This window comes from Fulvivirga sp. (assembly GCF_040218215.1).
In the GTDB taxonomy this organism is placed as follows: Bacteria; Bacteroidota; Bacteroidia; order Cytophagales; family Cyclobacteriaceae; genus Fulvivirga.
The window spans coordinates 115,115-134,303 of sequence record NZ_JAVJQL010000015.1; the positions used below are offsets into that span (position 1 = coordinate 115,115).

The following is a 19,189-nucleotide window of genomic DNA, read 5'->3' on the forward strand; positions in this document are numbered from 1 at the left end:
TTTGTTAATTTACAGGTTACCTTTTAATAGTAAAGTTATATTTACCTTTACTTTATTTCTAAATGTAGTGGAATGATTCAAGGCAAGGTATATAAGGGGATAGAATACATAAAAATTAGTGATTTGCCATTAAATGAGCAACTGGCCATAAGAGAATGGCTTACGCTTGATACCACCATTAAAATTCAAACCGAAAAAGAGCTTTTAACTGAGTGTGTCCAGTATAAGGATTATAAACATTGGATTGAGAATGTTTATTCAAAAGAAACGACCAATGAAACTTCATTTAAAAGTAAGACTAGTGTTATGAACCGTTTTGGGTTAGCTATAGACAACTAGTCCCAAACGCCTACGGGCACTATTTCCAAAACATTGCCTTCAGGATCATTAAAATAAAATGATTCCTGGCCAGATTTCCATACTAGCTTATCGATAATGTGGATATTCAGCGATTCAATTCTCGCTTTACATTTTTCGTAGTCAGATTGTTTAACCTCAAAAGCGAAGTGCTGATTTCCTTCTGCAAAATGAGGTGGAGGAGATACTTTTAATTTCGAATCATCTGGATTAAAACAAAGTAGAACGGATTGGCCTGCCCGAAAGAAAATATGCTTTTCAGGTTGATAATGTATAATCTCTAATCCAAGCTTCTCATTATAAAACAACTTAGCGGCCTCCAGATCATGGATATAGAGACAAGTCTCTTTTATTTTAAGAATTTCTTTCATAGAAGTCCCTTTTTAGCTGTTCATATTCTACCCACATGTTTTTAAGAATCTCAGCTGCGGGTCTAATGTCATTAATATATGCAGAAACCTGCCCTATTTCAAGTTCCCCCTCTTTTAGGTCACCTTCAAAAATCCCAAGCCTTGATCTCCTTTTGCCTAAAATTGATCTCAGAGTATCGACATCAGCACCGTGTTTTTCAGCCGTATTTATAGCTTCATAAAAATCATTTTTAATCAGTCTTACCGGAGCCAACTGCTTTAGTGTTAAGGTAGTTTCACCCTCTATACTTTCAATTACCCGGCTTTTAAAGTTTGGATGTGCCGATGACTCTTCACTTATGGCAAACCGGGTACCTATTTGCACACCATCTGCACCTAAGGCCATTGCCCCAAAAATTCCGCGTCCATCAGCAATTCCCCCAGCTGCAATCACTGGTATATTTAGGGCTTGGCTCACAGCAGGAATTAGACAAAAAGTAGTAATCTCTTCCCTTCCATTATGTCCACCGGCCTCAAAACCTTCGGCTACTACAGCATCAACTCCTGCTTCCTGGCTTTTAAGTGCAAACTTTAAGCTGGACACCACATGAACAACTGTTATTTGTTTTTCCTTTAGAAAAGCAGTCCAAGTTTTAGGGTTACCAGCAGATGTAAATACAATTTTGACACCTTCTTTGACGATGATGTCCATTATCTTATCAATTTCCGGATATAGCAGCGGAACATTTGCGCCAAAAGGTGAACTGGTTGCTGCTTTGCATTTTCTAATATGTTCCTGTAATAATTCAGGGTGCATTGACCCTGCACCAATAAGGCCAAGGCCACCGGCATTGCTAACTGCCGAAGCCAGTCTCCAGCCACTACACCATACCATACCTGCCTGGATAACAGGATATTTAATTTTAAAAAGTTCGGTTATCCTATTCATTTGATAATAAAAGATCAACTTTAAACTACTAACATTACCTTATAAAAGCTATTGTTTTTAATTTGCAAAAATCTGTAAATAAATCGCAGGCTCTTGAAGCATGAAACGCCACTAGTACGATTTCTCGTTTGGAGAATAAAGCATATCAGCAACAAGAATTTTGTGCTGATTCTGGCTGGGTTAATAGGCATAATTTCAGGTTTGGCTGCTGTTGTTCTTAAAGAATCCGTTCATTTTATACAGCATCAGTTAAGGGAGTTAATCTCTATTCAAAACTATATCTACTTTGCATTTCCTTTATTGGGTATACTACTCACTGTTGTACTGAGCAATGTAATACTAAAGGAAAAAATGGGTCATGGCATCACTCAAATCCTCTATGACGTATCAAAGAATTCGAGTATAATTCGCAGGACAAAGATGTACTCCAGAATGCTCACCAGTGCCCTGACAGTCGGGTTTGGTGGCTCTGTTGGACTGGAGGCGCCCATTGTGGTCACAGGTTCTGCCATTGGTTCAAACGTGGGCAGGTTTATGCACCTCAACTACAAAAAAAGAACACTTTTAATTGGCTGTGGTGCAGCTGGAGCCATCTCTGCCATATTCAACTCACCGGTGGCAGGGGTTATTTTTAGTCTGGAGGTAATTCTTGCTGACGTGACTATTGCCATGTTCATTCCTCTTCTTATTGCTTCAGTAACTGGGGCTTTGGTTTCCTTATCATTGCTAGGTGATGATGTTCTGTTTTCATTTAAGCTTGTTGACAGTTTTACCGCAACTGATACACCCTTCTATATTTTATTAGGGATCGTTTGTGGTCTTGTGTCTGTGTACTTTACCAGAATGACCTATAAAATTGAGGCGCTCATAAACAAGGTAAAAGATATTTATGGTAAGGCGTTAGTGGGAGGACTTCTCCTCGGTTTTATTATTTTAGTTTTCCCTCCGATTTACGGAGAGGGTTATGATACCATCAAACTTTTGCTTGCAGGAAAAGAGAATGAGATTTTTAGCAGGTCACTATTTTTTGGGGATTTAGAGGATGCGTGGTTGCTTTTGACATTTATTTTGGGTGTAGTGTTAATCAAACCAGTAGCTTCGGCATTAACTATTGGCTCGGGAGGAAGTGGTGGAATATTTGCGCCTTCATTATTTCTTGGAGGTGTTACCGGCTTCCTTTTTGCTGCGTTCACCAACATCATTACCTGGGGCAATGTGAGTACGAGCAACTTCACATTGGTGGGTATGTGCGGGGTAATGAGCGGAGTGCTTTATGCTCCCCTGACTGCTATATTCCTTATTGCGGAAATTACCAGTGGGTATGAATTGTTTGTGCCCTTGATGTTGGTCTCTGCCATTGCCTTTACAACCAGCTCCTTTTTTGAGAAGCATTCGCTTTATACAAAGCACTTGATAGAGCGAGGAGACCTAATTCAATATGATAAAGACCGCCAGGTATTAAGCCAAATCGACTTGACAAAAATTATTGAGCATGATTTATTAACAATACACCCTGAAGAAAACCTTGATGCATTGGTTGACCTTGTTCGAGTGTCGACTAGAAACATATTTCCTGTTGTCAATGAGAAGGAAGAATTGCTAGGAGTTATCACCTTGGATGACATCCGCCATATTATGTTTGATCTTGAGAAAAGAGAAAACATCAAAGTAAGTAGCTTAATGCACAGCCCTCCGGCCTTTGTAGACCCTCATGAAAATATGCAATCTGTTATGAATAAGTTTGAACAAACGGGTGCATGGAACCTTCCGGTGATTGACAATGGAAAGTATCAGGGTTTTTTATCTAAGTCCAGGATTTTTAATACATATCGTACCAAATTAATAAGGGCTAATAAGGAATAACGTCATTGTCAGTAACTTACATGCTTGCCAAAAATATTTATTCTAAAATAAAACCTCCAAAGTTTTGATAATTGAAATTCTTGTTTCATCGTAAAAAGCAAGTAGCCAGTTGTCCACAAAGTGAAAATTGAAATTTTGGCACGTAACTACTTGATAATCAAAAATATAAGTTGCATGTAAAAAAGAGTGTGGAAAACTTTATCAAAATGTGGAAAACTTTTCTTTGATTTTTTAGAATCTTTATTTTGTCTAAACGGACACTTTTTAATTGGCCGTTTTTTTACAAAATGCCGAATATATTACACCAATGAATTATGAAGAATGAGCACTAAATTATTTTAATTCTACCTGTGGTGAAAAGAAAAATTGCTTACAATCACTGTTAATTATATGTTAATTTAATTTTATGGTCAGATGAACCAATTTTTTTTAGATTTGTCAATACTAAATATCTCAAAATTACAATTCTTTAAATAATACAATTTTTAAATTCTAAACTTGTTTAGCTGAACATAAAAAACAAAATTTCGTTTTCTTATTATGATTAAAACATTTTCAACAATTTTCCTTTTAATCCTCGCATCTTATAGCATCCATGCGCAATCAGTAGAAGTCATAAAATATGCAGGGCTAGACAATCTGATAAAAACCAAATCTGAGAAGATTGAAGTGATCAATTTCTGGGCCACATGGTGTGGCCCATGTGTTAAAGAACTTCCATATTTTGAGCAGACAGCGAAGGCATTAAAAGATAAAATTAATGTAAACCTGATCAGCATCGATTACGTGCAAGACCTTGAGAAGGTAAACAAGTTTGTCGCCCGAAAGGAGATTATTTCTAAGGTTTATTTGCTAGACGAGATAGATGGCAATACATGGATTGACAAAGTTGAGCCTTCTTGGTCTGGGGCTATTCCAGCTACATTAATTATAAATCATGCGACAGGTGAGAAGGCTTTTGTAGAGCATGAGCTAAAGGAAGGAGAACTTGAAAAACTAATTGAAGAAATATCTAAATAAAACCAATAAAAAAATGAAGACTAAAATTTTATCAGTATTTGCTTTGGCACTCTTCTTTGCCGGAACACCTGCTACGGGTACTTATGAACTTGGCGATGCAGTAAATGACTTTACGCTTAAAAGTGTGAAAGGAGAATCAATTACATTGTCAAAATATGCGGACAAAGGTGCAATCTTGATTTTTGACTGTAACACCTGTCCTTATTCAAAGGCTTATCGTGACAGAATTAAGGGTTTGGATGCAAAGTACGCATCTAAAGGATACCCAGTTATTGCTATTAATGCGAATGATCCACAGAAATCTCCAGATGATAGCTTTCAAGCCATGAAAGATTATGCAAAGGAGCATGGTTATGAGCATGCATACGTGCAGGATGCTGATCAGTCCGTTGCTAAGGCATTTGGAGCCACCAATACTCCTCATGTTTTTGTGGTTAAGAAAGAGAACGGAAAATTCATCTTAAGCTACATTGGGGCTATTGACAATAACAGCCGTGATGCAAGTGCAGCAGACAAGAAATATCTTGAAGATGCTGTGGATGCCCTTCTTTCTGGCAAGCAACCTGAAACAGCTAAGACCAAAGCCATAGGCTGCTCTATTAAGTGGAAAGAAGCTTAATATAGGATTAAAGATCTAAAAGTCGGATGGCATTAGAAACCATTCGGCTTTTTTTGTTTTACTATAAACCGACAATACAAATGTCTAAACCATCTTTATCAGAAATACCAGAATTCTATCAAAAGTATGTTCAGGCAGTTCAGTATGATGAATTGATTCCAGCACTGATCAATAGTGGCAATGAAATGGTAGAGCTGATGAAATCAGTTTCTGAGGCCTCTGGGGATTATAAATACGGCCCGGATAAATGGACTATCAAGGAAGTTTTGAGCCACATCATAGACGCTGAGAGAGTATTTGCTTACAGAGCTCTAAGGTTTTCAAGAAATGATAAAACTGACTTGCCGGGTTTTGACGAACAGCTGTGGGCGCCAGAGTCTAATGCCTCAAATCGAAAAATTTATAAGATAATAGAAGAATATAATAACTTGAGAGCTTCAACTGTTGACCTTTTCGGCAGCTTTTCTGATGAAATGCTCAAAAGAACAGGTACGGCCAATGGCAGTTCCATGTCTGTGTACGCCATAGGTTTTGTAATTGTAGGCCATGAAACGCACCATAGAAGAATACTCAACGAGCGATATTTTTCTTAATTGATAACCTATTGTTAAATTGCCTTGATGAAATGGATCTGGGCAATTTTATTTTTAACACTTTGTTCCTGCGGAGCCACCAAATTCTACAAGGAAATGGATGCTATGGAACAGGAGTTTGGGCATCATGCCGGGCTGTTGGTTGTTGACGCTGAAACAGGTAAAACATTAATTTCCCACAATGCTGACAAACACTTTATTCCGGCATCCAACACCAAAATACTTACATTATTTAGTAGCCTGAAAGTAATAGGAGAAAGAGTTCCTGCCCTATATTATTTTGAGCAGGGCGACTCATTGATATTCTGGGGCAGTGGAGACCCTTCACTTTTTTATGAAGAACTTCCTGAAAGTCCTGCCTACGAATTTCTAAAGTCTTCTAAAAAAGATATTTACTTCTCAGATGCTAATTTCTCTGGTTCGCATTATGGTAATGGCTGGGCTTGGGACGATTATGACTATAGCTATGCTGTTGAGCGCTCTTCTTTGCCTCAATATGGCAATTACCTTAAGGCGAGCAAGCCAGAAACATCCATCTATCTTTCAGTAGAACCTAAGTTTTTTAAGCAATATTTTTGGATGGGCGATTCGGCTCAGGAAAGCGGAATTTCAAGACTATATGAAAATAATGCCTTTGTTTATACTCCGGCCATCAATAAAGCTTTGGATCGAAATGTGCCAGTTAAGAGTAACCCACTCATAACCGTTGGTCTGCTATCAGATACATTAAATAGAACTGTGAGATACGTTAATTTGCCTTTGCCAGCGAGCTATAAAACGTTAGAGGGCCTGCCTGCTGATAGTCTGTATAAAGTTATGATGCAGGCCAGCGATAACTTCATTGCTGAACAGCTAATGTTAACGATAGCAGGCATAGTTTCAGATTCTTTAGACACAGATATTGGGATTGATTACATCAAGGAAACCTACTTCAATTCAATACCGGATATGCCCAAGTGGGTTGATGGTAGCGGACTTTCAAGGTATAATTTGATTACACCAAGAAGTATTGTCTGGCTGTGGCAGCAAATACTTACTATGAAGTCCAGGGAAGAGTTATTTCCTTTACTAGCCACTGGTGGAGTATCAGGAACAATAAAAAATTATTACAAGTCTGATCCGCCATATATTTATGGCAAAACAGGTACTTTGAGTAACAACCATTGTCTTAGTGGCTATTTGATTACCAATAAAGGCAAAATGCTTATTTTTAGTTTCATCAATAACAATTATCCTACAAGCTCAACGCCCATAAAGAAAAGAATGGAGCAGATATTGTGGGGGATTCACCAAAAATATTAACATGCGTTATTTTTTAGGATTACTATTATTCTGCACATTTTTTACCGGCAACGCCCAGTTAAAGGACAGCCTTGATTTTAAGATAGGACAAATGCTTATGGTCGGGGTGAGTGGAATCCAGCCTTCGGAAAACAAAGCACTGATTGAAGATATCAACAAGGGAAATGTCGGGGGCGTCATCTATTTTGAAAAAAACATAGATGCAAAAAACTCATATGTTAAGCTGAAGCAATTCACCAATGCTTTAAATGCAGATGCTCCATTGCCATTATTTGTGGCCATCGATCAGGAGGGGGGCTTAGTAAACAGGCTTAAAGAAAAATACAGTTTCCCCAAATCTGTCGATGCAGAATATTTAGGTAAAACAGCGAGCCTAGATACCACCAGGTTTTATGCTGAAATGACCGCAACTACTTTGGCAGGGCTTGGAATAAATGTAAATTTTGCTCCGGTAGTTGATATTAAAGTCGATGGTAATCCTGTCATCTCAAAGCCAAAAAGATCGTACTCCGCTAACCCGGATAGCGTGGCAATGCACGCGCAAGTAGTGACTGAGGTTATGCGCAAATATAGCATAATCAGTGTGCTGAAACATTTCCCCGGACACGGTAGTTCAAGGGCAGACACGCACCTAGGCATTGCCGATGTTACTTCATATTGGGATAAAAAGGAATTAACTCCATACAAGACTTTATTGAAGAACAATCAGGTGGATGCCGTGATGTCTGCCCACATTGTGAACAAAAAACTGGATAAGGACGGACTGCCAGGAACACTTTCTAAATCGATAATTACAGGATTATTAAGGAAGGATTTGGGTTACTATGGCGTGGTGTTTTCTGATGACATGCAGATGCATGCCATCACTAAATATTATGGTTTAGAAAAGGCATTGGAGCTTTCCATTAGTGCAGGTATTGATGTAGTCATATTCTCAAATAATATACAGGGGAGCGAAAACAGGACGGTGGATACGGTGCATAACCTGATCAAAAAACTGGTAAAAGAAGGTAAGATTCCTATGAGTAGAATTGATGAATCTTATCAGCGAATTGTAAAGCTAAAAGCTAAATACAATGGGTAAGAATATAATAATTGGATTACTAGTGGTAGTCAGTTTAGGCTGTATCGTATTTGCATTTTATCAAAGGACATTGGCTGAAAATGCTTTGGTGGAAGCATTGGAATGGCGTCAAAGGGCAGAGGAAGCTATTGAGCAATCCGAAAGAATGAGAGAAAGCGCTGAGACAAGTGAGCGTCTAGCACATGAAATGGCACAAAGGGCCTTGATAGAAGCAGAACAGCAAAGAAAAATTGCGGAGGCCGCATTAGCTAAATGAAAAATCTTCCTTACAGTATAATTCAACCGAAGTCACAGAGAGTTCCTATCCTTATCTCAGTACCGCATTGTGGTGTTCAGTTTCCAGATGAAATAAAAGATTATTACAATCAGGAATTAATTGCTGCTCCTGATGACACAGATTGGTTTGTTCATCAGCTTTATGATTTTGCCTCGGACATGGGCATTACCATAATTCATGCAAATTATAGTCGCTGGGTAATTGACCTGAACCGTGATCCTGATAGCCAACCTTTGTATGACGATGGAAGGATTATTACTGCATTGACACCAACTACCACCTTTGCTGGGGAGAATATTTATTTGGAAGGCAAAGAGCCTGATCAGGCGGAAGTCGATAGAAGGCTTGAGGCTTATTATTGGCCTTATTACCATAGAGTTCAGGCCTTATTGGATGACTTAAAATCTGAATTTGGCAAAGTGCTTTTTTGGGACTCACATTCTATTCGCCAATTCGTCCCAACCATCAGAAAGGAAAAGTTTCCTGATCTTATTCTTGGTGATAACGGGCAGAATAGCGCTGATAAAAAACTGTCGAATGCAGCATTAATTGAGCTTAGTGAAAGTGGTCTTCAGGTAAATCATAATACACCATTTAAAGGAGGCCATTTGACCCGATATTTTGGCAAACCAGAACGGAATCAGCACGGCTTGCAGCTTGAAATGACAAAAATCAACTATATGGACGATAGTGAAATGAAGTATAATGAGCCACGGGCAGACAAAATGCGAACCATGCTAAAGTCAACCTTCTCATCACTTTTAAATGTTATGGATTCTCTATAATGAAGCATTTTCAATTTTCTGGATTACTTCAAAATGATGGCTGGCATGATGACGTCATAGTCAGTGTTGATAATGATGGCATTATAACTGCCATTCAGCAAGAGAAAATAGAGGGAGCTGAAGTTGTGAATGGCTATGCATTACCAGGCTTTCAGAATGCGCACTCACATGCTTTTCAGTATGCTATGGCTGGTTTGGCCGAAAAACATAAGTCTGGAACTGTGGCAGATGATTTTTGGAGCTGGCGTGAGGCTATGTACCAGTTGGCTCTTACGATGAGCCCTGACGATCTGGAATCGGTCGCGACAATGCTTTACAGCGAGATGGCCAGACATGGATACACTCATGTAGCGGAGTTTCATTATTTACATCATGATATTAAAGGAAGGCCATATCAAAACCTGGCTGAGCATGGAGAGCGGCTAATCGCTGCTGCCGAGAAGGCAGGCATCAAAATTACCCTCGTACCCATGTTTTATCAGAAAGGGGGTTTTGGCATGGAGCCACAAGTGAAACAGAGGCGATTTATTTCAAAGGATGAAGCTGAATACCTTAACCTTCTGGAAGCTTCAAGAGAAGCAACTGACAGGTATGCTGGCGCATCATTAGGCTATGGTATCCATTCATTGCGAGCAGTTGATCCATCGTTGATAAAATCCTTTTTGGCCGAAAACAAGTTGGCTATTCCTTTTCATATCCATATTTCTGAGCAGCTTAAGGAAATTGAAGATTGCAAGGCGTTTTTAGGCAAACGACCTGTTGAGTGGCTTTTACATAATACTGATGTATCAGAAAATTATCATTTGGTGCATGCCACGCACCTTATTGATAGTGAGGTGGTGGGCATAGCTAATGCCAACGCCCATGTGGTGCTTTGCCCGAGCACTGAAGGTAATCTCGGGGATGGCATATTCCCATTAAAGCAATTTCAAAAACTTGGAGGTCGGTGGTCCATCGGTACAGATAGCCATATAGGATTAAATCCTTTAGAAGAGTTGAGAATATTGGATTATGGTCAGAGGTTAACCTCTCATCAGCGCAGTACCTTCGTTGATCATCAAATAAGTGATAGTGGTGAATATGCCATTAAGCAGTCGCAATTGGCCGGTAGAGCCGCTATGGGTAATCAGAAACAAGCTTATTTTGAAATAGGACAACCATTGGATGCAGTGGTTTATGATGCGCAGAAACCTTTACTTTCCACTGTATCAACGGCTAACCGTTTGTCAACCATTGTCTATGCCTCAGATAGTAGCTGGGTAAAGGGAACCATTGTAAATGGCGGCTGGATAGTAAAGGATCAAAACCACGTGAAAGCCGATGGAGTTACCATTGATTTTGTAAAAACAATGAATGCACTTGCGGTAAGATAACGACTCCTCAAACCCTTCGGAAACCAGTTCTGAGAATAATTTGTTAACTTGATGGTCTCCGCCAAGTTAAATTTATTGAAACGGTTATTCAAATATTGCGCCTTAACGGTGATTTTCTGTGCTTTTTGCACAGTTGCAACCAAAGCTCAGACTGTAATTGATACCAGCCGCACGGCTGACTTCATGGTTAAAAAAGTGCTGTTGGGCAATGGTGTATTAGTAGGTGATGTGAAATACACTGGAGAAAAACACGCCATAAGTATTTATGAAGATAGCACCAGTCAGGTAGGCATTTCTAAAGGAATTTTACTTACTTCTGGCAATGCTTACTATGCTATAGGACCGAATAAAACCCCGAGATCTGGATGGGCCAGTTCAGCTCTGGGGGACGAGGACCTGGAGGCTATTGCCAGAGGAAAAACCTGGGATGCGTCAGTCTTGGAATTTGATTTTGTTACCATTTCTGAAAACCTGTCATTCAGGTACGTCTTTGCCTCTGAAGAATATCTGGAATATGTGGGTTCTAAGTTTAATGATGTATTTGGGTTTTTTGTTTCAGGCACAAACATTACTAAAACCAATATCGCCAGACTTCCGGATGGCATAACACCCATTACGGTTAATACAGTCAATAGCGGTTTGAATAGTGAATATTATATCGATAATGCCTATTACAATACAACAGACCCATACATCTGGGATGTCAGGAATAGGCGCGTGATTTTGAACAAAAAATACCTTCAAGAGGAAGTTCCGCCAAAATATGATACGCAGTTTGATGGGTTCACCACAGTGTTAACGGCTCATTATAAGGTCATTCCCAATCAGGTGTATCATATCAAATTGGCCATAGCTGATGTGGGTGACGCTATTTTGGATTCAGGGGTATTTCTTGAGGCGGGTTCATTTCAAAGTACTGGTGAAGTTGTTGTTGAGTTGGCGGAGCGTTTTCAAAGAAATGATTTTGCACAAAAAGTGGAGTCAAAGAAAACTGACCTTATTCCTGAATATGAATTAAAGGAAATTAAAATACCAAAGAAAACACTGCTGGGTCAGGTAGAATTTGAATTTGATAAGTATTCGATAACACCACGGGCACGGAGTGCCATTGTTGGCATGTTTAACGAGTGGAAGGCTGCTAAAAATGCCAAACTCGAATTAATTGGTCACACCGATGACTGGGGCAGTCTTGAATATAATGAAGAACTTTCAGAAAACAGATCGAAGGCTGTAGCACAGTTGCTTCTTGATTTGGGTGTTCCAGAAAACTTGATTGTTATCAATTTTCATGGGGAAACCCTTCCTGTAAGTAATAATAAAACCGAGTATGGTAGAGCCAGAAACCGAAGGGTTGAGTTCTTTTTAGTTAATTAACGCAACCGAATATCCTCTTCATAGTCAATAGGAACCCTTACAGGTATGCCATGAACAGAGGCCTTAATGTATCCCTTATATTGAGCACGCATTTTTTTGCCTCCCAAAACGCTCATTATGCTCTTAAGCATTCCAACATCACCTATATTAAATGTGGCATCTAACGGAACTGTAAAATTAGATAATGCGGCTATTTTTGTTCGTTTTGACTGATTGATAGTCCCTATTTTTTTGCCTTCCAGAATCACGTCAATATTAACCTTTCTCAAAGTCATCTTAACATCATTTGGGTTGTAGAAGTAAGCGTTGGCATTGAGCAAGGCTTCTTTTCCCGTCACCTTGGTTACTTTTATGTCACCAACTTTCCTAAATTTAGGAGCCTCTTCCGGTCTGGTGCAAGAAAATATGAAAAGTACCAATACCGAAATAATTATTAATCTTTGCATGCTATTTTCTGACGTGAGAATTAAATAAAGGTTGTACTATAATCATACCAATTTTTTTTGTAAATCGCGCCAGCTTATTTAGATATTAACAGAATGTCAATGCTTGAAGAGAAACACCTGGATCAGATTGCCGACCAATTGGCCGACAGGGATTATGCGGTTATCGATAATTTCTTATCAGGGGAAGAGATACATGCTATTTTGGAAGTATTTGACATTCATAAAAAGGATGGAAAATTTAAAAGGGCTGCTATTGGAGATTCGGATAATAAAACGGTGGATCAGTCTGTGCGAAAGGACCTTATCAAATGGATTGATAATGATAATGCTAAATCACCCACGCAGGTTTTTCTTAATAGGATTGATGCAGTTAAGGATTTTCTAAATAGAACATGCTTTTTGGGGATTAAGGAATATGAAACGCATTTTACCATTTATCCTCCAGGGGCATTTTACAAAAAGCATCTTGACCAGTTTAATAAAAGTGGACATAGAAAAATCTCTTTTATATGCTACCTCAATGTAAATTGGCAACCTGAAGATGGTGGAGAGCTAAGAATGTTCTTGCCAGATGGAGCTTTGGATATTGCACCAATTGCTGGCCGTTTGGTATGTTTTAGAAGTGATGTGGTAGAACATGAGGTTTTAGTTTGTAATGCCAATAGGTATAGCCTTACAGGCTGGATGCTTGATCAGTACATTGATCTTAGTTTTTTATAAAACCTCTGTTTTGGGATCATTTTTTCTCCTGACTGAGTTAGTAATAAAGGAAATGTAACCACATGCTGTATTTACACAAGAATGAGAATGATCCTCTGGGAGAAAAAATAAAAGACGCATTGCAAGACATGTCTGCGGCTCACAAGCAAGTTGACATTGAGGAAGGAGAGTCATTCCTAAAAGAAAATGAGATAGAGATTAAAGGAGCCGAGCAAATATTTAACTACCTAAGAGCTTATAAAAGCGACCTAAATTATACCCAATCCATGGGTGCAGATGCCTGCGTTGTTAGAAAAGATGGAGATGGTAAGGTTTGTTAAATAATTGATTAATCAAATCTGACTTCAGTTTTATTGAAGTGTTCTTTTAGCCTTTTTTGATCTTGAGGAGAGATCTTTGTTCCAACCAGATACAATTTTTCTAGTTTATTTAGTGTGAAAATCTCCTCTGGAAGCTTTTCAATATTGTTGTCATTTAAGAACAATACTTTCAGCTTTTTGAGGTTTGTTATTTCACTGGGAATGGAAGTTATATTATTCGAACTTAATTCTAGTATTTCTAATTTGGTTAGTTGGGTTATCTGTAAGGGGAATTCATTAAGGTTATTGCTTGCTAAACCCAGTACCTTTAGGTTCGATAATGCGCCAAAATTATTTGGTAGAGCTACAAGTTTGTTACTTGGAACGTAAAGTTCTTTGAGCTTTTTAAGTGATGATATCTCTTTTGGTAGCTGACTAAGACTATTTCCTTCTAAATCGAGAAAGATTAATTGCTGCAGTTTACCAATTTTAGAACTGATGGTATGTATATTTTTATTTATCAGAGATATTTTTTCAATATTAGGGTTCCTATCTGCCACATCTTCAATTGACTCATACCTACCCCCAGGAGGAACCCATCTCATAGTCGTGCCAGGTGGTGAGCGGTCCACACCCACAGCAGTTACTACAATTTCAGATAATTTAATTCCGTCAGGAAGATCAACGGCTTTAGGTGACTTCATTTGGCTGCCCAATACAAATGAAAATGGCAATATGTATTGTTTAGCAACTTCAAGTCTTTCGGCAATTGCTCCTGGAGGAACAAGTAAAATGGCGGCATAGATTTCTTTTTCAAAACTTGGCCCTAGGCTTTTGAAGAAGCTAATATTTTCAATACTTGATAATTCATTGACCTCAAATATGGCGTACATAGTGCCTTCAACACCCATAGTTCTACCATCTTTAGGATACCTTAAAGACCAACTAATGTGTTCGTAGAATGTAGGAGGAGTGCTCTTTACGTGGGTGCCAAGTGAAAAAGTAATGGGCATTATAATTCTTTGTTTAACAGGTTTGCCTCTTTGCATTGGGGGACTCCATTTTGGTGCAGTCTTTACAACTCTTACGGCTTCTTCATCACAGCCTCCACCAATTCTCTTTACAGCCTCCACCTCTGTTATTGAACCGTCTGTGTCAACAACGAACTGAATATATACTTTACCTTCAATGCCTTTTTTTCTTGCCAGTTCTGGATATTTTAGAGCTTGACCAACATAATTATAAAATGCTTGATACCCTCCTGGAGGTGCGGCAGCTTGCTCTACAATTGTAAATAATTCGTTACCATTTGAAATACTCAGTTCGAAATGCTGTGAAATCGGCAAATTATTAGAAAAAGCAGGAGTCCATGGCTTCAGGCTTTTAAGTGAAGAGCTAAATACCTCATATTCAAATGAACTGGTTGATTCCTTGGTCAGTAACTTTACATTATCTATACTACCTTTATTGGTAACTGTAAATTGAATTTTATACTCGAACTGTTCTTTAAATTTTGAGAATGAAGGATGATTGTGAATTGCATTTCCTAATTCTGTATAGAACCCATCCCAATTAGACGAATAGGTTGCAATTCCTTCAGCATCACTAACAAATTCAGGAATTAGGGATTCTGTGGTGTTAGAATCTAAAGGATAACTATTGAGAGAGAGATATTTTAGCTCAATGTATTTTGGTTCTAATGTAATTTGAAATGATTCTGCATCAGGAATAATTACCCGGCTAAATACATAACTAGGATGTGAGATTATTAAAGTATCTCCAACATTAGCTGTTATTTGAAAGTACCCCAAAAAATTACTTATGCTACTAACAGAGGATCCTCTAACTTCTGCTTTGGCACTAGGTATTGGCAATGAGTTTTGAGCCTCAATAACTCTTGCTGTTATAATTCTTTCTTGTCCAATTGATAGATTACAGAGAACCAAAAACAATAATATGATCCTATACTTCATAATATTTATTGAGTAGGAAATTTTAGACAATAATATAAATATTTGCGAATAAAGATTTATCCAATTAAGATGAAAAGAATTTATAATTTGTTTTAAAAAGAAGAGAAATAAAAAAGCATGACTGTTTGAAGCCATGCTTTTTTATCAGTTGTAAATTAAGGTTAGACTGCATCCGCCTTCTTCTGTGCTTCTGCCAATAGCTTATCTGCCTTTTCTTTACTCTCAGCCTCTATTTTGGCCGCTTTTTCGTCCGTTTCTGTTCGTAACTTCTTAGCTGCTACTTCGGCTATTTTCTTTTTAATCGGATTGCTGCCCGCTTCTTTTATTAAATTGTCTGCCTGCTTATAACCTTCTTCACGAACTTTGTCAGCAGCACTTTTTCCTTCGGCAATTAGACGGTCTGCCTGCTTTTTGGCATCAGCCATGATTTTCTCACGCTGTTTTTCTTTCTCTTCATCAAGGTCAACACCGAGCTTCTCTTCAACGGCCTCTTTTGCCACTACCTTGGCAACATCTGTAGCTTTCACATTTGAGCCGGTGCCTTTTAGCTTATAAGTTGGGTTGTCATATGTGCCACCAATACCGAATGTTAAAGGAATAACAGAGCTGCCACTACTTGAACCTCCCGTATATTTAGCAACCAGGTCATTTGCAGCACTGCCCAACTTACCAGCGGGCACATCCATTTTTAAATTAAAATCCAAACCACCAGCTAGGGTAGAAGAACCCCCTATATTGGCTTTATAGCCGCCTAGGTCAAGATCAAATGGCTTCACATTGACCTTTCCATCCTCAATGGATACATTCATTAAAATGTCCTTAATATTAATCTCATCGGCACTTAGAGAACTAATGCTAGCCGTATTGCCAATGCCCTTAAGCAGGTTAGAGTTAAGTACCTTAGCTTGAGCCAGGTTTAGAAGTCCTCCACCTGATACAGTCTCCATATCAGGGAACATTTCCTGATCTAACAAGCCGCTAACTTTAAAATCAGTTGAAAGTTTACCATTTACATTTTTCGCAATCGGGAAGTAAGACTGAACTATTGAGAAGGTTTCAAAAGCCTTTTGGGAAGAAAGGTCGTCAACCTTAAACTTGAAATCGTATTTAGGCTTTTCAAGGTCTGTAGGGTCATAAGACCCACTCATAGCAAAGGCTCCTTCCAGCAAGTTGAAATTCAAGCCATCAAGACTTACTATGCCATTTCTTACAACAATCTTTCCTTTAGCATTGGTTATAGACATGTCCATAACAGCCACAGTTTTAATATCCGAAGTCATTACAAAATCAATATTTTTAGGCACTTCAACCACACCCATGCTTTCTTCAGGAGTCTCTTCCGTTTCTTCGGCAGCTACCTCCTCATCAGACATAAATTCGTTGAGGTCTAGCAGATTGGAACTCAAATTCAGGTTTCCTTTTAACGTTTCATTTTCACCAAACAGGTAGCCAATGTAATTGGTGATCGACCCATTCATTGAAATGTCACTTTTCCCAATAGTACCTGAGTAATTCTCCAGTGCCATTTGTTTAGGGTCAAAAGATGCCTTTGCAGATGAAATAGTCACTTCGTAAGGTAGTTCGCTATCTACATATTTGAAATTGTTGATAGACACATTTCCGCTAGTCGGTAGTTTGTCATAACGCTCTGCCTCAAGGTCAGTCATATTACCTGCTGTAGTAAGGTCTGCACGTATAACACCTGCTAATGTCATGCCGTCCAAAGGAAATACTTTGGTTATTTTTTCCAGATCAATACCACCATGGGCATCTACATTCCAATTATAATTATCCAAATTCCAGAACTCAAGGCTGGCACCAAACGGTTCGCCATCCATGGTCATTCCAAAATCTTTTACTACAGCTTTAAAGTCTTTCATCAAACCTGTAGGGCTCATAATTTCAGCGGCAAACTTCAAATCTTCCAGAGCATAAGGTAACTCTGCTGTTTTAACATAACCATCTTTCATACTCATGGTGGCGTTTATAACAGGAGTCTTACCACTAACGCTATCATAGGTGCCCTTGGCTGATAGGTCAATGGCGTAAATGCCTTTCATGCTCATGCCTTCCATCGGGAACATAGAGCTGAGTTCAGCCAGGTTCAATTGGCCCTTAACATTGGCATCCATATTATAATCCACCAGATTGCTGATTATCATTTTAGCATCAAATGGGTTGTTGCCAAAATCCATGTGGAATTGCTTCAAATTGACCATTGTGTTATCAATAACCCCATCATCATTAACCACAGCCAGGTCCATACTTATATTTGAGATGGCAGTTGGTAAGTCGGGGTATTTAAACATGGCTTCATTTACCTGCAAAGCAAGGTTAAACGCAGGCATTACCTCTTCAGAGTATTTGCCTTTTACTAAGCCATTAAATGCCAGATTTCCGGCAGTTTCGATGCTTCCAAAATCAGCAGTATAGATACCAGGAACCAGAGACAACAGGCTCTTAAAAGTCGTTTCCTTCGTGCCATAGGTCAAGTCCATATCCATGCTGCCATCCTCATTAAGTGCCAGGAAACCATCGAATCCAAGAGTGAAATCATTAAGTCCTACATTGTTTTCTTTAAAAGTATAGCGACCATAGTTATCGCTTATAGACATTACAATATCTGCATTAAAGGTTTTGTCAGATAGGTATTCTACACCATCGAAATTTACAGAAACACTGTCAATGGCTGTTAATGTTGAAAGGTCAAAAACATCTTGATTAAAATCCCCACTACCACTATGATTCAATCCTTTCAGTTCCATTTTAAAAGGCAGGGTGGCATCGTCATAAACCAGATGACCATTAGTTATAGCCCAATGGTCAATCCCTACATTAAACTTGGTGGGCTCCTCGGAGGCAGGTTCCTCTGGCACCTCTACCTCTTCTGAAGCCACAGCTATGTCATAGTTGGCAGAACCGTCTTCTAATACAATAACATTAATCTCCGGTCTGTCGAGCTCTATCCCGTTGATCTTAATCTGATCGCCAAAAAGGCTCATGATATCAATCTCTACCTCAAATTTTTCCACTGCAAAAAGAATCTCACCGGCAAAAGGAGCCCTGTTAATTACGCCAAAATTGTTTAGTCCTGCAGTGGCGTTAGGAAAATTGGTGAACAGTGAAATTGAGAAATCATCGGTGTCCCACACGATATCCGCATTTACTGATTCTGCAAGGGCCTCGTCAATGGCTGCTTTTATATCATCTTTAAATGCAATGGGGATGATAAATGCGGCCGCCAGAATGATAACTATAATAACGCCAAAGGTGATAAGTAGCTTTTTCATTTGATAATGGTTACAGTGTGGATTAACGTTTAATTCCTAATCAAATTTAATAAACTATTATTGGATATTTAAAAGTGCAGATAAACTAAGTGTTATTGCCTGATAAGCAATATGTTAATATCACCTGTAAAGCTTAGATCAATACTATTTGGTGTTTTATTGTTGATCTGATAATTAAGCACAAAGCCGTTGTCCAATCTTGTAAGAATCAGGGCATTACTTGTGTGAGACCATTTCACCTTTATATTTTCTGCATCAGGCAGGATGGCTGAATTGATATCTTCCTCCAAACTTATTAGCCCGGTCTGATCGTTTTTTAGGCTTAAAAGGCCAGTTCTCGACTCGCCTTCCATTACCCAGGTAATTTGCCATTCGCCAGCTAAGCCTGAATCAATATCAACCTCTGCACAACCAACAACTAACAATGATAAGATGAGTAGCTTTTTCATTTATGTTGGAAGATAACGGCAGGCCGTGTCAAACATTGCTCTTTTGATTTGACTTTTTTAGTGAGA

19 protein-coding genes are annotated in these 19,189 nt (G+C 38.7%); 13 read left to right on the forward strand and 6 right to left on the reverse strand.

Translation table 11 applies throughout. The features are described 5' to 3' along the window. Positions 1 to 72 precede the first annotated feature (72 nt). Positions 73 to 339 carry a hypothetical protein gene (locus tag RIB54_RS11935; RefSeq protein ID WP_350063547.1) on the forward strand — a complete coding sequence of 89 codons (267 nt, stop codon included), beginning with the start codon at positions 73 to 75 and terminating at the stop codon, positions 337 to 339. Here the strand turns inward: RIB54_RS11935 and RIB54_RS11940 are convergent. Both RIB54_RS11940 and RIB54_RS11945 read right to left on the reverse strand, forming a co-directional pair. Continuing rightward, positions 336 to 728, reverse strand: coding sequence for a VOC family protein (locus tag RIB54_RS11940; RefSeq protein ID WP_350101116.1), 393 nt, complete (start codon positions 726 to 728; stop codon positions 336 to 338). The two genes, RIB54_RS11935 and RIB54_RS11940, sit on opposite strands and share 4 nt — an antisense overlap. Further along, the gene (locus RIB54_RS11945; protein WP_350101117.1) at positions 712 to 1,656 is read right to left on the reverse strand and encodes an NAD(P)H-dependent flavin oxidoreductase; all 945 of its coding nucleotides are present in this window, start codon (positions 1,654 to 1,656) and stop codon (positions 712 to 714) included. Before RIB54_RS11945 ends, RIB54_RS11940 begins: the two co-directional genes overlap by 17 nt. Before the next feature lie 93 nt (positions 1,657 to 1,749). Between RIB54_RS11945 and RIB54_RS11950 the strand changes: the two genes are divergently transcribed. The 10 genes from RIB54_RS11950 to RIB54_RS11995 all read left to right on the forward strand — a co-directional run bounded on the left by RIB54_RS11950 (position 1,750) and on the right by RIB54_RS11995 (position 11,946). Further along, positions 1,750 to 3,519, forward strand: a complete 1,770-nt coding sequence (locus RIB54_RS11950) for a chloride channel protein (protein ID WP_350063541.1) — start codon at positions 1,750 to 1,752, stop codon at positions 3,517 to 3,519. A gap of 540 nt (positions 3,520 to 4,059) precedes the next feature. Next, positions 4,060 to 4,539, forward strand: a complete 480-nt coding sequence (locus RIB54_RS11955; RefSeq protein ID WP_350101118.1) for a TlpA family protein disulfide reductase — start codon at positions 4,060 to 4,062, stop codon at positions 4,537 to 4,539. 13 nt (positions 4,540 to 4,552) lie between these two features. Further along, a complete protein-coding gene (locus RIB54_RS11960; protein ID WP_350063537.1) occupies positions 4,553 to 5,158 on the forward strand; it encodes a thioredoxin family protein in 606 nt (201 codons plus the stop codon). Positions 5,159 to 5,238: 80 nt separating this feature from the next. Continuing rightward, positions 5,239 to 5,751 carry a DinB family protein gene (locus RIB54_RS11965; RefSeq protein ID WP_350101119.1) on the forward strand — a complete coding sequence of 171 codons (513 nt, stop codon included), beginning with the start codon at positions 5,239 to 5,241 and terminating at the stop codon, positions 5,749 to 5,751. A 27-nt stretch (positions 5,752 to 5,778) separates the two neighbouring features. After that, entirely contained in the window at positions 5,779 to 7,053 is a 1,275-nt protein-coding gene (locus RIB54_RS11970) for a D-alanyl-D-alanine carboxypeptidase/D-alanyl-D-alanine-endopeptidase (protein WP_350101120.1), read from the forward strand. A 1-nt stretch (position 7,054) separates the two neighbouring features. After that, positions 7,055 to 8,137 (forward strand): glycoside hydrolase family 3 protein, encoded by a 1,083-nt coding sequence (locus RIB54_RS11975; RefSeq protein ID WP_350101121.1) that lies wholly within the window; start codon positions 7,055 to 7,057, stop codon positions 8,135 to 8,137. Next, the gene (locus tag RIB54_RS11980) at positions 8,130 to 8,393 is read left to right on the forward strand and encodes a hypothetical protein (protein ID WP_350063529.1); all 264 of its coding nucleotides are present in this window, start codon (positions 8,130 to 8,132) and stop codon (positions 8,391 to 8,393) included. The genes RIB54_RS11975 and RIB54_RS11980 overlap by 8 nt, the downstream gene beginning before the upstream one ends. After that, entirely contained in the window at positions 8,390 to 9,199 is an 810-nt protein-coding gene (locus RIB54_RS11985) for an N-formylglutamate amidohydrolase (RefSeq protein ID WP_350101123.1), read from the forward strand. Before RIB54_RS11980 ends, RIB54_RS11985 begins: the two co-directional genes overlap by 4 nt. Then, a complete protein-coding gene (hutF, locus tag RIB54_RS11990) occupies positions 9,199 to 10,572 on the forward strand; it encodes a formimidoylglutamate deiminase (RefSeq protein WP_350101125.1) in 1,374 nt (457 codons plus the stop codon). The genes RIB54_RS11985 and hutF overlap by 1 nt, the downstream gene beginning before the upstream one ends. Positions 10,573 to 10,647: 75 nt before the next feature. Then, complete coding sequence (locus tag RIB54_RS11995; protein ID WP_350101127.1) at positions 10,648 to 11,946, forward strand: OmpA family protein; 1,299 nt, start codon at positions 10,648 to 10,650, stop codon at positions 11,944 to 11,946. Here RIB54_RS11995 and RIB54_RS12000 read toward each other — a convergent pair. Then, the gene (locus tag RIB54_RS12000; protein WP_350063521.1) at positions 11,943 to 12,392 is read right to left on the reverse strand and encodes an LEA/WHy family protein; all 450 of its coding nucleotides are present in this window, start codon (positions 12,390 to 12,392) and stop codon (positions 11,943 to 11,945) included. The two genes, RIB54_RS11995 and RIB54_RS12000, sit on opposite strands and share 4 nt — an antisense overlap. A gap of 99 nt (positions 12,393 to 12,491) precedes the next feature. Here RIB54_RS12000 and RIB54_RS12005 point away from each other — a divergent pair, with 99 nt between their 5' ends. Continuing rightward, positions 12,492 to 13,112 (forward strand): 2OG-Fe(II) oxygenase, encoded by a 621-nt coding sequence (locus RIB54_RS12005; RefSeq protein ID WP_350101128.1) that lies wholly within the window; start codon positions 12,492 to 12,494, stop codon positions 13,110 to 13,112. A gap of 62 nt (positions 13,113 to 13,174) precedes the next feature. Beyond that, positions 13,175 to 13,432 carry a hypothetical protein gene (locus RIB54_RS12010; protein WP_350101129.1) on the forward strand — a complete coding sequence of 86 codons (258 nt, stop codon included), beginning with the start codon at positions 13,175 to 13,177 and terminating at the stop codon, positions 13,430 to 13,432. A gap of 8 nt (positions 13,433 to 13,440) precedes the next feature. On the opposite strand, the gene RIB54_RS12015 is transcribed toward RIB54_RS12010, so the two are convergent. The 3 genes from RIB54_RS12015 to RIB54_RS12025 all read right to left on the reverse strand — a co-directional run bounded on the left by RIB54_RS12015 (position 13,441) and on the right by RIB54_RS12025 (position 19,123). Continuing rightward, positions 13,441 to 15,384 (reverse strand): TonB family protein, encoded by a 1,944-nt coding sequence (locus RIB54_RS12015; protein WP_350101130.1) that lies wholly within the window; start codon positions 15,382 to 15,384, stop codon positions 13,441 to 13,443. Between the two features lie 161 nt (positions 15,385 to 15,545). Continuing rightward, positions 15,546 to 18,674, reverse strand: a complete 3,129-nt coding sequence (locus tag RIB54_RS12020) for an AsmA family protein (RefSeq protein ID WP_350101131.1) — start codon at positions 18,672 to 18,674, stop codon at positions 15,546 to 15,548. 92 nt (positions 18,675 to 18,766) lie between these two features. Continuing rightward, complete coding sequence (locus RIB54_RS12025) at positions 18,767 to 19,123, reverse strand: hypothetical protein (protein ID WP_350101132.1); 357 nt, start codon at positions 19,121 to 19,123, stop codon at positions 18,767 to 18,769. Positions 19,124 to 19,189: the final 66 nt, after the last annotated feature.

Bases quoted from the DNA above. Each gene is read 5' to 3' on its own strand.
- RIB54_RS11935 (WP_350063547.1), top strand. From the start codon at position 73: ATGATTCAAGGCAAGGTATATAAGGGGATAGAATACATAAAAATTAGT.
- RIB54_RS11940 (WP_350101116.1), bottom strand. From the start codon at position 728: ATGAAAGAAATTCTTAAAATAAAAGAGACTTGTCTCTATATCCATGAT.
- RIB54_RS11945 (WP_350101117.1), bottom strand. From the start codon at position 1,656: ATGAATAGGATAACCGAACTTTTTAAAATTAAATATCCTGTTATCCAG.
- RIB54_RS11955 (WP_350101118.1), top strand. From the start codon at position 4,060: ATGATTAAAACATTTTCAACAATTTTCCTTTTAATCCTCGCATCTTAT.
- RIB54_RS11960 (WP_350063537.1), top strand. From the start codon at position 4,553: ATGAAGACTAAAATTTTATCAGTATTTGCTTTGGCACTCTTCTTTGCC.
- RIB54_RS11965 (WP_350101119.1), top strand. From the start codon at position 5,239: ATGTCTAAACCATCTTTATCAGAAATACCAGAATTCTATCAAAAGTAT.
- RIB54_RS11970 (WP_350101120.1), top strand. From the start codon at position 5,779: ATGAAATGGATCTGGGCAATTTTATTTTTAACACTTTGTTCCTGCGGA.
- RIB54_RS11975 (WP_350101121.1), top strand. From the start codon at position 7,055: ATGCGTTATTTTTTAGGATTACTATTATTCTGCACATTTTTTACCGGC.
- RIB54_RS11980 (WP_350063529.1), top strand. From the start codon at position 8,130: ATGGGTAAGAATATAATAATTGGATTACTAGTGGTAGTCAGTTTAGGC.
- RIB54_RS11985 (WP_350101123.1), top strand. From the start codon at position 8,390: ATGAAAAATCTTCCTTACAGTATAATTCAACCGAAGTCACAGAGAGTT.
- hutF (WP_350101125.1), top strand. From the start codon at position 9,199: ATGAAGCATTTTCAATTTTCTGGATTACTTCAAAATGATGGCTGGCAT.
- RIB54_RS12000 (WP_350063521.1), bottom strand. From the start codon at position 12,392: ATGCAAAGATTAATAATTATTTCGGTATTGGTACTTTTCATATTTTCT.
- RIB54_RS12005 (WP_350101128.1), top strand. From the start codon at position 12,492: ATGCTTGAAGAGAAACACCTGGATCAGATTGCCGACCAATTGGCCGAC.
- RIB54_RS12010 (WP_350101129.1), top strand. From the start codon at position 13,175: ATGCTGTATTTACACAAGAATGAGAATGATCCTCTGGGAGAAAAAATA.
- RIB54_RS12015 (WP_350101130.1), bottom strand. From the start codon at position 15,384: ATGAAGTATAGGATCATATTATTGTTTTTGGTTCTCTGTAATCTATCA.
- RIB54_RS12020 (WP_350101131.1), bottom strand. From the start codon at position 18,674: ATGAAAAAGCTACTTATCACCTTTGGCGTTATTATAGTTATCATTCTG.
- RIB54_RS12025 (WP_350101132.1), bottom strand. From the start codon at position 19,123: ATGAAAAAGCTACTCATCTTATCATTGTTAGTTGTTGGTTGTGCAGAG.